Here is a 16,567-nt window from a genome sequence, read left to right on the forward strand (position 1 = left end):
TTAATATAGTAAAAATCTTTTACTATATTAGTCTAACATACCCGAGACAAGCCTGCAACTATTTGCTATATATACGCTCAGCCTTTGGCTGTTTAGCCTAACCAACCCCTATATTAATTAGCCGCCGAAGCTAAAACAGTTATTAGATGATAAGAGCTGACCGATGCGGATTAGCCACTTTTTACCCCTTAATTTGCTAAAAAGAGCAGAAATCAGCGAGACTTATAGACCATCCGCCACAATCTTCAGCAGGTTTCAAAATAGGTGACAATGTCTAAATAGAGCCTATTCTAAATCACAGCTGTGATTTAGAATTTCTCCTAGGATACCATAAATTGCTAAAATGGTTAAAAATTTGATATAGATAAAGTAAAACAGCTGAGATTATTCCCAACTGTTTGCTATTTCGATACAAGTTTAAGCTGATCTTTCGAGAATCACTTTCTTAGTCTATTCTTGTGTCTTCTCAAGGTCAAGCTGAGCAAAAAGGCGATTGCTGCCAAACCTAAGGTGAAATAAAATCCATAGTGAACACCATTGGTAAAGGCAAGAGCCTTGCTTTCACCTTGGTAATGCTTTTGACCGAGGACCAAGAAACTGGTTGCCAACGCTGTGGCAATAGCACCAATGATTTGTTGCATGGTGTTCATGATGGTTGAACCATCAGCAGATTCTGCCCCCCTTAAACTATTGAGAGCATGAGTTTGGGCAGGTGACATAGCCAAAGGACAACCAATCATTAAGACGATGTGAGCTGTAATAATGTAGGCGACAGATGAGCTCGGTTTTACCAAAAGCAGCATGATAGCCCCGATTACCGCAATAGCAAATCCCAGTCTAGCAAGAATTGGTGCCCCTAGAGTATCATAAAGACGGCCAGATACTGCTGAAACTATAGCATTGACAATGCCGCCGGGTAACATGATAATCCCGGTCATCGCAACTGGCAGGCTCATCCCATTTTGAATGAATTGCGGGAAGAGATACATAGCTGACAGGATAATTGCAAAGTCTAACATTACCAGAATGGCTGCCGTACTAAAGTCCAGTTTAGAAAAGATTCTCAAATTGAGGATAGGGTGTTTCAGTTGCAGCTGGCGATAGGTATAGAAAGCTAAAATTAGAATACCAATAACAAGTGAACCTAGGACAATCGAAGACCCCCAGCCGTTTTCGCTGGCGAAGCTGACACCGACAACTAAGGCACCAAAGCCAAGAACACTTGACAAAACAGACAGGAAGTCAACCTTGGGTTTGGTCAGCTCTGCGATGTTCTTCAGAAAAGCAAGAGATAAGATCAAAGCGATGGTCAAGATAAGAGCAAAAGCCCAGAAAATATATCGCCAAGACAGTTGGGCCAAGAGCAGCCCTGTCAAGGTAGGGCCCACTGCTGGTGCAAACATGATAACTAGGGCATTGACCCCCATGGCAGCCCCCAATTTTTGCATAGGGAATATTTTCATAGCTACGGTAAAAAGCAAGGGGATAATCAAGCCAGTTCCGATACCCTGAATCATTCGACCAGCCAGTACCATACCGAAGTCTGTTCCCAAGGCTGAAATAATTGAACCACCAATAAAAGCGATTAAGGCGAAGATTACCGTTTGGCGGGTTGTAAACCACTTAGAAATCAGACTAGACAAGGGCAGGACAATTCCGATAACCAGCATATAACCGGTTACCAGCCATTGTAGGGAGGAGGTCCCTACGCCCAGAGCTGTTTCTAATTTAGGCAGGGCAATATTGAGTGATGTTTCGGACAACATCCCAACAAAGGCACCAATGAGCAACCCCGCCATAGCTAGCCAAGGATGTTTGACAGGGACAGCTGCCTTGCCAGTAGTCATTTGCGTATGTTCTTTCAAAAAAATTCTCCTTTCAATCGGTAAAAGCGATTTACAAGCCAATAAAAAAGAGTCTTTCAAAAAGAGAGAACATCAAAACCATAGAAGGGTCTGTTTCTCCTCGAAAAAGCTCATTTTTACAGACTACTAATAATACTTTTATCGCTATGTAAGCTATTTGAACTCATTGAGTCACTACTTATCTTAGCAAAATAAAAATGTTTTCGTAAGTCTTTTTTGAAAAAATAATCATTTTCTGAAATTGTTTGAAAACACACTTAAAAACAGGAAGAATCTCCTCTTTCGCAGGTGCATCTGAATTTGCTAACCTTTCTTATAACTGCTATTCATCTCTCGCTGCTCTGCTGCCTGTCCAGTGCATCCTCTTTGAAAATTACAAGGATCGGTCATTGAAAACGGAACACGCCTACAATGCTGTGCAAAAATCTCAGTTTTCCTTGAATCTTTAAATTAATGATCCTGTATCGGACTTCCTAATTTTTTGGCTATCAGCCATTTCGTACCTAAAAAATCCCGGCCTTTTGGGCTCGGGATTTGCTGCCAGCATTAGGCAGAAACAAATTGTGAATTATAGAGATCCGCATAGAAGCCATTCTGAGTCATTAGCTCATTGTGGTTACCTTGTTCGATGATATTGCCATCTTTCATGACCAAAATCAAATCGGCATTGCGGATAGTAGACAGGCGGTGGGCGATGACGAAGGATGTCCGTCCTTCCATCAGTTTGTCCATAGCCTTTTGAATCAACTCCTCTGTCCGAGTATCAACCGATGAGGTTGCTTCGTCCAAAATCAAAAGCGGTGAGTCCTTGAGCAAGGCCCGAGCGATAGTCATGAGCTGCTTTTGTCCGACAGATAGGGTAACCGAGTCATCCAGAACAGTATCATACCCCTTAGGCAGGGTCTTAATGTAGTGGTGGACACCGACAGCCTTGGTCGCCGCCAGCACCTGTTCATCTGTGATATGGTCTTGGTTGAAAATCAGATTTTCTTTAACAGTTCCTTCAAAGAGCCAGGTATCTTGCAAGACCATGGAGAAGGCATCATGGACTTCTGATCGTTTCATGTCGTGGATATTAACACCATCGATAGAAATTTTACCTTTATTGATTTCATAAAATCGCATGAGTAAATTAACAATGGTCGTTTTACCAGCACCTGTTGGGCCGACAATGGCAATTTTTTGACCAGCCTTGGCTTGTGCTGAGAAGTCATGAATAATAGTTTTGTCAGGGTTGTAGCCAAAGAAAACATCTTCAAAGGCGACATCTCCCTTAACCTTGTCCAGTTGCTTAGTTTTAGCGTCTTCAACTTCCATTTCTTCTTCACCAAGGAATTCAAAGACGCGTCCCATGGCAGCCCTAGCCGCTTGGAGTTGGGTAATGCCTTGAGCAATTTGAGAAATCGGCTGGGTAAAGATGCGAACATAGGTCATGAAGGCAACAATAGTTCCCATAGTAATATCGCCATTGATGGCCATGCGGGCCCCAACGATACAGACCATGACATAACCAAAGTTTCCGATGAACTGCATCATGGGCATCATAATACCCGAGAAAAATTGGGACTTCCACATGCTAGTGTAGAGATTCTTATTAAGTTTTTCAAAGACTTCTTTGGTTTCTTGGCGGGCATTATAGCTAGTCACAATATTGTGGCCAGTGTAAATTTCTTCAACATAGCCAGAGACTTCAGCTAGGTTAGCCTGTTGTTTTTTAAAGAGCGGTTGACTGCGAGCCATGATAAAGCCAGTCAGTACAAAGCCTGCCAAGACTGAGCCAATAGCCGTTCCTGCTAAAGCACCGTTGGTTTTTATCATCATCAAGATGGATCCAATTAAAAGTACAATAGCCGAAACCATGGTGACCAGACTTTGGTTAAAGGATTGGGTCATCAAGTCAACATCATTGGTTACCCGCGATAAGGTATCCCCTTGGGCGTGACTATCAAAGTATTTGAGGGGAATCTTGTTAATCTTGTCAGCAATTGCATCCCGCAAACGTTGTGAAAAACGTTGAATCAGGGTTGAAACGATAAAGCTTGCCATATAAGAGACAATTGCCCCGCCAATATACAAGAGAGCAAGGGTCATAGCAATGGAACCGATTTTATCCAAGTCAATCTTACCAGCCAGTCCCTTGGTCATGGTATCGGTCATCTCTTTCAGCTTATCTGGTCCAATAACGGTAATGGTACTGGAAACAATAGAAAAGATGACAGCTAGACCAAAGAGAGCTTTATATCCTTTCAAATAAGGAGTCATTTGGCTGATTAGAGAGGTCTTTTTAGTCTTCATTTTCCAATTCCTCCTTTGAAAGTTGTGAGTAAGCAATTTCTTGATAGACAGGGTTGCCGGCCAGCAGTTCCTTGTGAGTCCCTTGACCGACGACCTTACCTTGATCAAGCACAATGATTTGATCAGCATCCATGATAGTTGAAATCCGTTGGGCAACAATCAGTTTAGTTAAATCACCAGTTTTCTTATTGAGTTCCTCACGCAAAATTCTGTCGGTCTTATAGTCCAGAGCTGAGAAGGAATCATCAAAGATGAGAATTTCAGGCTTACGGGCAAGAGCGCGGGCAATAGCCAATCTTTGTTTTTGCCCGCCTGAGAAGTTGGTTCCTCCTTGAGCCACTTCAGTATCCAGCCCCTTGTCCTTGCTTTGGACAAAGTCTTTAGCTTGAGCCAACTCAAGAGCTTCCCAAATAGCGTCATCACTCAAGCGCCCTTGAGCGCTTTCGCCGAATTCCATATTGGAACGGATAGTACCGCTAAAGAGGACAGCCGTCTGAGGAATATAGCCCACCTTATTGTTGAGGTCATCGTGGCTGTAGTCTTGCACCTTGACACCATCGATCTTGATCCAACCCTCGGTGGCATCATAGAAACGTGGAATGAGATTGACCAAGGTTGATTTACCAGAACCGGTCGAACCGATAAAGGCAATCGTCTGTCCTTTTTCTGCCTTGAAAGAGACGTGCTCAATAACGGCTGCCGAATTCTTGCTGTAGCGGAAAGAAACATCGTGAACTTCCACTTCTCCTTTATGCCCGTTATCAGATTTGGACTCTTTCTTGAATGTAACAGATGATTTCAAAGCTAATACTTCATTAATCCGCTTAGCAGAAACCAAGGCTCTTGGCAGAATGATAAAAATAGCCACCATCATCATAAAGCCGATAACAACCTGCATGGCATAAGAAGAGAAAACTACCATGTCACTAAAAATGGAAATACGGTCTTTAACAGCCTTAGTAGCTTCTGCTACCATTTTCATGACCATAGGGCTAGTCTTGTCAACCTTGGGAATGGAAACATCCGAAAGCAAATGCGCTCCAATCCAATAAATCGCTAACGTCAAACCGCTGGAAACCATAGTCATCACAGGGTTCATCAAGGACATCAGCCGATAAACAAAGAGATTTAGCTTGGTCAAATTTTCATTTTCCTCACGGAATTTTTTATCTTGGTAAGCCTCGGCATTGTAAGCACGAACAACTCGAACACCTGTCAAAGATTCACGGGTCGTCGCATTAAGGTCATCGGTTAATCCCTGAACCTTACGTTGGCGGGGGAAAGCTACAAATAAGAGAACAGACAAGAGAATGAAAACAATTAAAACAGCCACACCGACAGCCTTGGTCCAATCACCGCTCTTCCCCCAAATTTTTGTCAGAGCCCAGACTGCCATAATTGGTCCCCGTGTGACCACTTGCATAGCCATGGTAATCATGATCTGCAGCTGGGTCAAGTCATTGGTTGTCCGTGTTAAGAGACTCGGAACAGAAAACTGCTTGATTTCAGCTTGCGAATAATCAGCTACTTGATTGAAAATATCTGAGCGCAGGCGAGTGGTAAAACTAGCAGCGGTTCTGGCTGCTAAAAAGCCAACACAGACAGCCATCAAAAAGCTGCCGAAGGAGAACATCAGCATCTTTGAACCAGGGTCCATGATGTCTGAGGTTGTCGTCCCTTTATTTTGCAGTAAGGTTGTGATTTTAGACATATACTCAGGTGTCTTCAAATCCATCCAAACTGCTAAACAGATAAAGATAGTCGACAGAACAATCATGCCCCATTCTTTAGCGCTTAAGCGTTTAAATATTTTGAACATATTCTTCCTACTTTTCTAAATTTGATTTCAGTTGCGTAAAAACCCGACGGGCAACTTCCATGTCTTGCTTATCAATACCATTCAGAACTTTCTCATGAATTTTGATTCGAAAAACCTTTAACTTCTCTGCCTTGTCCAAACCTAAATCAGTCAGAACGATTTGCTTGTAACGTTTGTCCTTTTGAGAAGGTTTGACTTGGATGAACCCATTCTTTTCCATCCGTTTAATGAGATTACTAGCGACAGACTTGGAAATCTCCAGCTTTTCCTCTATGTCCTTAATGAAAATTTCCTTGCCCCGATTTTCGAAAAGGTAAGAGACAGTGAATCCCTGAGGGCCAGCTAAGTGCTCTACCCCGTGAGCTTTTGCTAATTCCTGAACGCTAGTTTCCATAGAATTGATAAAGTTTCTGAAAGTATCAAAAGGATCTTTCATGAAAATACCTCGCTTTTCTTGAAAACAACTAGTTCTCGTGAGAATTATTATAGTCTCTTGGGTTAGCAAAGTCAAGCAATAAGTTTCTATGAAAACTATTCAGCAAACCATGACTGTTTATTTTTTTGATTTGTTCGCTTTAATTTGAATGATAAAACAAAATACTCTTGAAATATTCGGCTTTTCATTGTAAACTTATGCTGGTTAGAAAAAATTATGGAGGTGTTTATGAAAAAACACATATTTTTAAAAAGTTCACTGCTTGCTTTGCTAGCTGGAGCCAGTCTTTTATCCATTCAGGCAGCGGCGGATCAAGTAGATGTCCAAGTTCTTGGAGTCAATGACTTTCACGGAGCCTTGGATACGACGGGGACGGCTTCTATGCCAGATGGACCTGTCAGGGATGCCGGCGGTGTTGCCCAGCTTGATGCTTATATGGATGATGCTCAGATGCAATTCCAAGCTGAGCATCCACAGGGTGACACGACTCGAGTACAAGCCGGTGATATGGTTGGAGCCAGTCCTGCCAATTCAGGTCTTCTGCAGGATGAACCAACTGTTAAAGCCTTTAATCAAATGGATGTCCAATTCGGAACTATTGGTAATCACGAATTTGATGAAGGTTTAGCTGAGTACAACCGAATCGTTCAGGGACAAGCACCGGAACCGGGTAAATTCGATCCTATTGTCGACCAATATTCAGCTGATGGCCAGCAAGAAGCTGCTAAACAGCAGATCCTAGCCGCCAATATCATTGACCAAAAGACGAATCAGATTCCCTTTGGCTGGCAGCCCTATGCTATCAAAACTATTCCTATTAATGGTAAAGAAGTCAAGATGGGCTATATTGGTATTGTTACGACTGAAATTCCCAATCTCGTCTTGAGGAAAAATCTCGAAGGCTACACTTTCCTAGATGAGGCCGAAACCATTGCCAAATATGCCAAGGAATTAAATGACCAAGGCGTCCATGCTATTGGTGTTCTGGCTCACGTCGCTGCTGACAATGATGCGGGTGAACTCGAAGGTGATGCTGTGCCGATCCTTAATAAGCTCAACCAAATTTATCCAGACAACAGTGTCGATATTTTCTTTGCCGGTCACAGTCACAAGTACGCTAATGGGGTGGTTGGCAGAACACGTGTCGTTCAGGCCACTTCCCAAGGTAAGGCTTTTGAAGATGTTCGCGGCGTCTTAGATACCGATACAGGTGATTTTACTGATATCCCAAGCGCTCAAATTATTCCTGTAGCACCAGGTAAGGCAGGTAGTCCTGACCTTCAAGCTATTGTTGACGATGCCAGCAGGCGGGTGAAAACTGTCACGCAGGCTAAAATCGGAACTGCTACACTTCCTCAAGCTATCACTCGGGAGACCAACCAAGATAAGGAAACAGCTGTTGGTGATTTGGTTACTCAAGGACAATTGACCATTGCTCGTAAAACCTATCCTGATGTTGATTTCGCTTTAACGAATAATGGTGGTGTTCGTTCAGATTTGATTGTTAATCCTGACAAATCTATCACTTGGGGAGCTGCCCAAGCCGTTCAGCCATTTGGTAATGTCTTACAAGTTGTTCAGCTGACAGGCCAACAGATTTATGACGCCCTTAACCAACAATATGACGAGCAACAACGCTATTTCTTTCAAATGGCTGGGCTTCACTATCTCTATACCGATAATCCTGCTGGGGGCAAGGAAACACCTTATAAAGTGGTCAAAGCTTATAAGGATGACGGCAGCGAAATTGATCCGAGTCAGACCTACAAGGTGGTCATCAACGACTTCCTCTATGGTGGTGGTGATGGTTTCTCTGTGTTGCGCAATGCTCCCCTGATAGGTGCGATTGATCCTGATACCGAAACCTTTGTCCAATACATCAAAGATCAAGAGGCTGCCGGTAAAACGGTTGATATACCGGAGATGAACCACAAGACCTATGTCACCGTTCAAACGGCCCATACCTATCAAGACCGACCTGATGGTCGTCATCTGCTGACTATAGAGACCTATGTCAATCGTCAAGGTCAGCCAGTCGGTCAAGCTATTATCAGCGACCAATTGATTAAAGAAAATCAGTCTGAAGCAAGAGCTCAACGAGAAACTCAAGCTCTACCAAGTGCTAGCTTTAACCTCACACCTCTCGCTGACAAGACAGGAAATCAGTCAACCGCTGCTCAAGCTAAACAAGTTAAGCGAACTGAGGCTAAGTCCTTGCCGGAAACGGGGACCGAGGAGAAATCAGCAACCGCCCTCAGCCTAGTCGGTCTGATCATGACATTTACAGTCTTCTTTACAGGAAAGAAAAAGGAAGAAAACTAGCCCTAGCTTAAGAATTTTTCTATGAAATGAAAAAAGCATGACATCTCATTCCTCAAATGAAGGGAAAATGTCATGCTTTTTTTGTGACAGGTAAAACTAGATTTTCAAGCGGATAAATCAGATCCTTCTTATAGCATAAGAAAACCGAGAATGAGCCAAAAGCATTATGTCAATCGATACTAAGAAAAAATTAGATTCTAGCTTTACTGTAGGGGATGGCATCAGAACCGTTGGCTAGTTTTTTTCGCTTTAGCCTTGCGGCAAAAGGAAAAACAGCCAGCAGGGGTTCATTGGTGCTAAAATATCTAATGAACTGTGCGGAGGTGGGATAGAAGTCCATTTTTTATATAAATCGACTTCTGCCCATTCTCTCTTTGATCTCGAAAAGGGCTGAGAAATTATTTTATCTCAGCCCTTTTTGTCTGCCAACTGCAGTTGATAAAGGTTCCCTTAGGATTACCATTGGTAGTTGAAAACTATAGATGACTTCGTAAGCTTATTAAAGTTTCTCTTTATTTTTCATCTTTGCGTTTTTTACCAAATGCCAGTATGCTTCCTACAAATAGTGCCAGCAGGCCTACTAGTGAAGGCTGAGCCCCCTTATCCCCAGTTTTAGGAAGTTCTTTAGCAGTCACGGCTGGTCCTTCAGCAATCGGAGTTTCAGCTTCAGCCTTAGCTGATTGAGCAAGCATTTCTGCTTTTTCCGGAATAGCTGGTTCATTCGGAACTTCTTTTTCTGGTAGGTTTGGAACATAGTTGATTGGTGTATCTTTAGTTGGATCCTCTGGGATTGGTGGAATATAACCCTTACTTGGATCGTTAGGGTCCACTGGTGTCAATGGCATGTTGGTGTTTGGGTTAATTGGTGTGTAGCCAGGATTATACGGAATCACCGGATAATCTGGATCTTCTGGCTGCTTTGGTTTAGTTGGATCTGTCGGATCATTCGGATAAGCATTAGCTGGGAAGTTTGGCACTGGCACGTTTGGTACGTAGCGGCCAAGTTTCGTGTACTTAACAACTTCTTCAGAATCCGGATCTTTCACTTGAACACCTGTCACTTCCGCAACTTTTGCTTTATCTGCGATAAAGCCAGCAATCACAGGCGAGGTAACGGCATCAAATATTGTATCAGTTGCCATCCATTCATCAAATGTCACTTCACCAGTTACTAAGTTAACCTTAGCTTGGCGAGTGAAGGTCAATGTTTCTGATACTGGAGCAGACGCTTGTGACCCGTCTTTAGCGTAGACATACTTAACGGTCCGAGTAACTGTCTCAGTTCCCGATTGATCTTTAACATTATCTGGCCATACTGGGCTGCTAGGATCGTTCGGTTCTACTGGCTGACCTGGTACTAGTGGGTTAGATGGATCGAATGGTTCGATGCGTTCTCTGAGAATGATGGTAAAGATTTGGTCTGCAAGTTTATCTTTATCAAATACTTGATGGCCACCAAAGTCATCGCTAACAAGAGCGTAACCAGCCTTGAAGTAGTCCACAAGTGCGGAGGTATAGTCTGCTGATGGAATGGCTTCTTCTGACTTGCCAGTTTCCGTTAATTGTGATAATTGACGATCAGTCTCGGTTAGGAAGTTGATAACCGCTTTTTGATTATCTGCTTCGTAATTGATCGGGGTATCCTTTGTTGGATCTTCTGGCGTTGGTGGTATATAGCCTTTAGATGGATCGTTAGGATCTACCGGAGTCAAGGGTGTGTTGGTGTTTGGATCAACTGGTGTATAGCCGGGATTATGCGGAATCACCGGATAATCTGGATCGCTTGGCTGCTTTGGCTTAGTTGAATCTGTCGGATCGTTTGGATATGGATTATCCGGGAAGTTTGGTACTGGCATGTTTGGTATGTAGTGACCAAGAATTTTATAGATAACCACATGACTGTCATCTGCAGAGTTTTGTGTCAAACCCGTTTTTTCAGCGATTGCTGCCTTATCTGCGATGTAACCAGCAATAACCGGTGAGGTAACGGCATCAAAGGTTGTATCACTATCTACTGCTGTCCATGATTCATCAATAATAACACCTGTCACCAAATTAACTTTAGCTGTATGTTCAAATCTTACTGCATCAGTCACATCCACACTGGCTTGAGAACCATCTTCGAATCTATACCTGATGATACGATGAATGTCCTTAGTTGTTTGGAAATCGCGTACAGATTCCGGCCAATTTGGATTTGGCTTGTTTGGCTCTGGCTGATCTACCGGTTGACCAGGATTAAATGGAATGTTTGGTCCGATTGGTTCGAGACGCTCTTTAAGAACTACAGTGAAGGTCTGATCGCGATTTGAATCGGTATCGAATGTCTTAGTGCCTTTGAAATCATCGCTCACAACAGCATAACCAGCATTAAGATAGCCATCTAATACTCTTTGATAACCAGTCGCAGGAATAGTTAAGCCTGTTTCACCTGTTTCATCAATTGATGTCATCGGAGTGCGTGTAGTACTATCTTGATTTTCCTGTACAAAATCAATCACTGCTTTTTGAATATCCGCAAGATAGTTTACAGGGGTATCTTTAGTCGGATCTATTGGTGCCGGCGGGATATAGCCCTGAGTAGGATTACCTGGAACTACCGGTTGCAATGGATTGCCTTCTGGATCGTAAGGTGTGTATCCTGGCTTGATTGGAATCACAGGATAGTTGGGATTACCAGGTTGTTCTGGTTGGGTTGGATCGTCAGGATCATTCGGATAAGGATTGTCTGGGAAGTTTGGCACTGGTACGTTTGGTACGTAGTGACCAAGTTTCGTGTACTTAACAATTTCTTCAGAATCGGTATCCGTAGCCTGAACGCCTGTCTTAGCTGGAACTTCTTTACGATCTGTGATGTAACCATTTATAACTGGGGAGGTCTTCGCATCAAAGGTTGTATCGGTTGCCATCCATTTATCAAATGTCACTTCACCAGTTACTAAGTTGACCTTAGCTTGACGTGTGAATACCAACGTTTCTGATACTGCAGCAGATGCTTGTGAACCATCTGCTGCATAGACGTAACGGATGGTACGTGTAACTGCTTCAGTACCTTGTTGATTTTCAACCGTACTTGGCCACTTTGGACTGTTAGGATCGTTTGGATTTACGGGCTGATCTGGTACTGGTGGATTTGCTGGATCGAATGGTTCGATACGTTCACGAAGAACAACTGTAAAGGTTTGGTCTACCAGCTGATTTTTGTCAAATACTTGATGGCCACCGAAGTCATCGCTAACAAGAGCGTAACCTGTTTTGAGGTAGCCCGCAAGTGTGACGGTATAGTCTGTTGACGGAATTGCTTCTTCTGACTTACCAGCTTCCGTTAATTGTGATAGTTGACGATTAGTCTCGGTTACGAAGTTGATAATGGCTTTTTGAGTATCTGCTTCGTAATTGATCGGGGTATCTTCCGTTGGATCCTCTGGGATTGGTGGAATATAACCCTTACTTGGCTCGTTAGGGTCCACCGGAGTCAAGGGCGTGTTGGTGTTTGGATCAATTGGTGTGTAACCAGGATTATGCGGAATCACTGGGTAATCTGGATCACCTGGCTGCTTTGGCTTAGTTGGATCTGTCGGATCATTCGGATAAGGATTGTCTGGGAAGTTTGGCACTGGAATATTTGGGACGTAGCGACCAAGTTTCGTGTACTTAACATTTTCTTCAGAATCCGGATCTATCGCTCGAACACCTGTCTTAGCTGGAACTTCTTTACGATCTGCAATGTAGCCATTTACAGCTGGAGAGGTCTTAGCGTCAAAGGTTGTATCAGTTGCCGTCCATTCGCCAAATGCCACTTCACCAGTTACTAAGTTAACCTTAGCTTGACGTGTGAAGGTCAAGGTTTCTGACACTGGGGCAGATGCTTGTGACCCATCTGCTGCGTAGACGTAACGGATGATACGTGTAACTGTTTCAGTACCTTTTTGGTCCTTAACATTATCTGGCCATCTTGGACTGTTAGGATCATTTGGATCAACTGGTTGCCCTGGAACTGGTGGATTTGCTGGATCGAATGGTTCGATACGTTCCTTAAGAACAACTGTAAAGGTTTGGTCTACCAGCTGATTTTTATCAAATACTTGATAGCCTCTGAAGTCATCGCTAACAAGAGCGTAGCCTGCTTTGAGGTAGCCCACAAGTGCGGCAGTATAGTTCGCTGATGGAATAGCTTCTTCTGACTTGCCAGCTTCCGTTAATTGTGATAGTTGACGGCCCGTTTCGGTTACGAAGTTGATAATAGCTTTTTGATCATCTTTTTCGTAATTGATCGGGGTATCTTCCGTTGGATCCTCTGGGATTGGTGGAATATAGCCCTTACTTGGATCGTTAGGGTCCACCGGAGTCAATGGGGTTCCATTTGGATCTTTTGGGGTCATTCCTGGTACGTCTGGAATGACTGGGTAATCTGGATCACCTGGCTGTTTTGGTTTAGTTGAATCTGTCGGATCATTCGGATAAGGATTGTCTGGGAAATTTAGCACTGGAATATTTGGGACGTAGCGACCAAGTTTCGTGTACTTAACAATTTCTTCAGAATCGGCATCCGTAGCCTGAACACCTGTCTTAGCTGGAACTTCTTTACGGTCTGTGATGTAGCTATTTATAACTGGGGAGACAACAACATCAAAGGTTGTATCGGTTGCTGTCCATTCGCCAAATGCCACTTCACCAGTTACTAAGTTAACCTTAGCTTGACGTGTGAAGGTCAAGGTTTCTGACACTGGGGCAGATGCTTGTGACCCATCTGCTGCGTAGACGTAACGGATGATACGTGTAACTGTTTCAGTACCTTTTTGGTCCTTAACATTATCTGGCCATCTTGGGCTGTTAGGATCATTTGGATCAACTGGTTGTTCTGGAACTGGTGGATTTGCTGGATCGAATGGTTCAATACGTTCCTTGAGAACAACTGTAAATTCTTGATCAGTATCGAAGTCAGTATCAAACGTTTTACCACCTGTAAAGTTATCACTCTTAACAGAGTAACCAGCTTTGAGGTAATCATTCAATGTTGTCTTATAATCGACCGTTGGAATCGCATCTCCGTTATTACCAGACTCTGAAACAGTAGTCATAGCAACTGTTGGCTCCGTATCATTCACAAACTTAATGTTCGCTTTTTGTTTAGCGACGATAAGTTGGTAAGTACCAGATGCTGACAAGTCATGAATATCTTTATCAAGAAGTTTAACTGTTTTAGGCGTTGCTTCATCATAACCTATGTCTTCGGTTTTACCATTATATTGAGTTGCCGAATTATCAGTTACTGAAACTTTAACCGTATAAGTACCTTCTGTCGTCGGTGCGGTAAAGTCACCGAGTGCCCCAGCGTAAACTACGGATCCACTAGCATCAGTAACTTCAACTGTTTGTGAGCGATAACCAGAATTATCCTGATCAGCAATTGTCACGTTTGCAGCTGGACTATAAGTAACACCTGGGTTAACCGCTACAACTGGATTAATTGGTGTAACACTCGGAGCTACAGAATATCCGTAATTAACAGTATAGTCCATGCTACCAAGAACATAACCGGTCATAGTATTTCCGTAAGTCACTCGGATAGTTGCAGTGTTATTTGTTCCTGTGCTAGCAATCGGTGTTAAGATTTCCATCTTCTGAACAAAGTCGTGGAATGGTTTGATCGCAACAAGAGTACTATTTTCAGCTTTATAGAAATTGCGGTTAGAGAATACATTCCCATTCTTCATCAAGTAATCAAGCGGTTCTTCACCATAACTAGTTCCCATCCACGTACGGAAGCGAATCAGCTTCTTTAATTCATCTTCTGTGAAGGTTTCGCCTTCATTCTTCACACCAGACAAGCCTTTAACCACTACGTGAGCAAAGTTAACCGCATTGTTATCGTCTGACATCGCTGTACCCGTACTGTCGGTAGCGACAACAGTTACCCCATTAACCATTGCACCTTCACGTCCACCAGCTAGTAATCCGCCAATAGTACCAGTTATAATACCAGTTGCAGGATCGAAGGTAACATCAGCACTTCCGCCTAATTGAGATTGCAACGTTCCATTGACTTGGTTAACAATGTTATTTCCACCAAACGCAACCGCCCGGCTATATATTTGGTCAATTGTTACGCCGCCCGTTGCCTTGGGATTTCCATCGACGATTGCACGAACATTTGAATCTTTAGTCAAGGTCAAACCTATCGGTAAGAAATAGATGGCCGGTTGGATAGTTGGCCCTTGATCCATTGCATAATCTTGCAACCAAAGGTTTACAGAGTCCTTAGCCGCCGCATCGTCTGCTACTCCCCCTGCTGCCATATCGCGTGCCGCTTGTTCAGTTTTACCTTGTGCCACATTGATGGTTAACCCTGTTCCAGTAAGCGATGTTGTATTGACAAGAACCCGGAAACCAACACCAGTTGGGTTAGTAATCGAAGCATTTGGGTTGGTTGTGGATGAAATCACATCAGAAACTAATACTGGGGAATTCGTATACTTGCGATCACCATCAGTACTTGTATAAGCATCTGTGCCACTTGGATAATGTAAACCTGTAGAACCTGTATCAGTCCAGGAATAGTAGGAACCAACAGTTGTATTATCATCTGTACTTACCATAACAGCTGCATACGGATCCGTAATCATGTTCCCACGCAAGTAAATTTGATACTCAATGGTATAGCTTCCATCAGGATTTCGGTTATAGTTATGAAGGTAAACCGCACGAATTAGTTTGTTAGCTGTATTTGAATTTGTAACTTGAAGTGCAATATCTTTTGTATGCAGGTGCGGTGCATAAATTGGCGGGGTTTCACCAGTTCCTTCTGCCATAAATACTGTAACTGGGCTTGCTGATGTCACTGGAGTACTGCCAAGTTTGCCGCTCACTTGGTTAACTTCTTTATCGTTTAACAAGCCTGCACGATACGCTGAGCGAAGATCACTAACCTGAGTATCTGTTGCTAAACCTTGCCGCTTCATATCTTCAAGCGCTGCAGCAAATGCTGATGGCATCTCTGGAGATTGCGATTGCCGTTCAGAGATAATGTTAGATGAGACTAATGGCATCGCTGAAACAGTTTGATTATTAATTTGGCTAGCTGCCGATCTTTCATTACCTCCAAGTTCTGAATTAGCACCAGATGCTGAAACTGCACTAGTTGAGGATTCAGAAGTTTGTACATCTGATGGAGTGCTAATTTGTGAAGCCGCAGTTGGTGTAAGATCCACAGTACTTGTTGCCGGACTTACAGGAGTAGCCTCGTTCTGATTAGTCACAGGAGTCCCAGTTGCTCGAGCAACTTCTGTTTGAGGTGCAGCTGCTTCGGTAGAATTCGCAGTTTCTGCCGAAGTTGCTGTTACAGTATTATCTAAAGTTGGCGATACTTGTGTATCTGCCTGCTGAGTAATTGCTGCTATTGAAGCAGGCGGCTCTGATGCCGGAGACACTGCCCCATCCGCATACACTTGGTCAGCCTGAACACCAAACATTAATGCAGTACCAAGTAAAACCGATGCTGCACCAAAATGGTATTTACGAATTGAAAAACGCTGATAGAGTCCATACCAATTAAAACTCCTTCTAGAGCGTCTGGCTTTAGAAATTTTCATATTAGATACCTCTCTCTCCCCAAAGGCGTATTTCATTTATTTATGGCCATGTTGGGATTTTCATTGTAATATAAACCATTTTATATTTCAATAATTTTCTAATTTTTCTTAATTTTTTAATCTGCGATTAAGATATAAGGTCAGAAATGCACTTCTCTCCCTGTTTTTCCCTTATATCTTACTTTTGGCTTAAATTGTTTTATACTTCAAAGTATATCATTTTAAAGTATTTGCTCAT

6 protein-coding genes are annotated in these 16,567 nt (G+C 43.0%); 1 reads left to right on the top strand and 5 read right to left on the bottom strand.

All coding sequences use genetic code 11. From position 1 onward, the window contains the following. Positions 1-437: 437 nt before the first annotated feature. The 4 genes from ACFSN5_RS05375 to ACFSN5_RS05390 all read right to left on the bottom strand — a co-directional run bounded on the left by ACFSN5_RS05375 (position 438) and on the right by ACFSN5_RS05390 (position 6,415). Positions 438-1,865: a DHA2 family efflux MFS transporter permease subunit gene (locus tag ACFSN5_RS05375; protein ID WP_241154254.1), complete on the bottom strand. Its 1,428-nt coding sequence runs from the start codon at positions 1,863-1,865 to the stop codon at positions 438-440. A 546-nt stretch (positions 1,866-2,411) separates the two neighbouring features. Beyond that, the gene (locus ACFSN5_RS05380; protein WP_165210923.1) at positions 2,412-4,160 is read right to left on the bottom strand and encodes an ABC transporter ATP-binding protein; all 1,749 of its coding nucleotides are present in this window, start codon (positions 4,158-4,160) and stop codon (positions 2,412-2,414) included. Then, positions 4,150-5,979, bottom strand: a complete 1,830-nt coding sequence (locus ACFSN5_RS05385) for an ABC transporter ATP-binding protein (protein ID WP_165210920.1) — start codon at positions 5,977-5,979, stop codon at positions 4,150-4,152. Before ACFSN5_RS05385 ends, ACFSN5_RS05380 begins: the two co-directional genes overlap by 11 nt. Positions 5,980-5,986: 7 nt before the next feature. Beyond that, complete coding sequence (locus ACFSN5_RS05390) at positions 5,987-6,415, bottom strand: MarR family winged helix-turn-helix transcriptional regulator (RefSeq protein WP_165210917.1); 429 nt, start codon at positions 6,413-6,415, stop codon at positions 5,987-5,989. 228 nt (positions 6,416-6,643) lie between these two features. Between ACFSN5_RS05390 and ACFSN5_RS05395 the strand changes: the two genes are divergently transcribed. Then, complete coding sequence (locus ACFSN5_RS05395) at positions 6,644-8,737, top strand: surface-anchored 5'-nucleotidase (protein ID WP_165329266.1); 2,094 nt, start codon at positions 6,644-6,646, stop codon at positions 8,735-8,737. Between the two features lie 512 nt (positions 8,738-9,249). Here the strand turns inward: ACFSN5_RS05395 and ACFSN5_RS05400 are convergent. Beyond that, positions 9,250-16,329, bottom strand: coding sequence for a mucin-binding protein (locus ACFSN5_RS05400; protein WP_165329267.1), 7,080 nt, complete (start codon positions 16,327-16,329; stop codon positions 9,250-9,252). Positions 16,330-16,567: the final 238 nt, after the last annotated feature.

Origin of the sequence: Streptococcus tangpeifui (genome assembly GCF_044503215.1) — a bacterium.
GTDB lineage: Bacteria > Bacillota > Bacilli > Lactobacillales > Streptococcaceae > Streptococcus > Streptococcus tangpeifui.

Bases quoted from the DNA above. Each gene is read 5' to 3' on its own strand.
- ACFSN5_RS05380 (WP_165210923.1), bottom strand. From the start codon at position 4,160: ATGAAGACTAAAAAGACCTCTCTAATCAGCCAAATGACTCCTTATTTG.
- ACFSN5_RS05385 (WP_165210920.1), bottom strand. From the start codon at position 5,979: ATGTTCAAAATATTTAAACGCTTAAGCGCTAAAGAATGGGGCATGATT.
- ACFSN5_RS05390 (WP_165210917.1), bottom strand. From the start codon at position 6,415: ATGAAAGATCCTTTTGATACTTTCAGAAACTTTATCAATTCTATGGAA.
- ACFSN5_RS05395 (WP_165329266.1), top strand. From the start codon at position 6,644: ATGAAAAAACACATATTTTTAAAAAGTTCACTGCTTGCTTTGCTAGCT.
- ACFSN5_RS05400 (WP_165329267.1), bottom strand. From the start codon at position 16,329: ATGAAAATTTCTAAAGCCAGACGCTCTAGAAGGAGTTTTAATTGGTAT.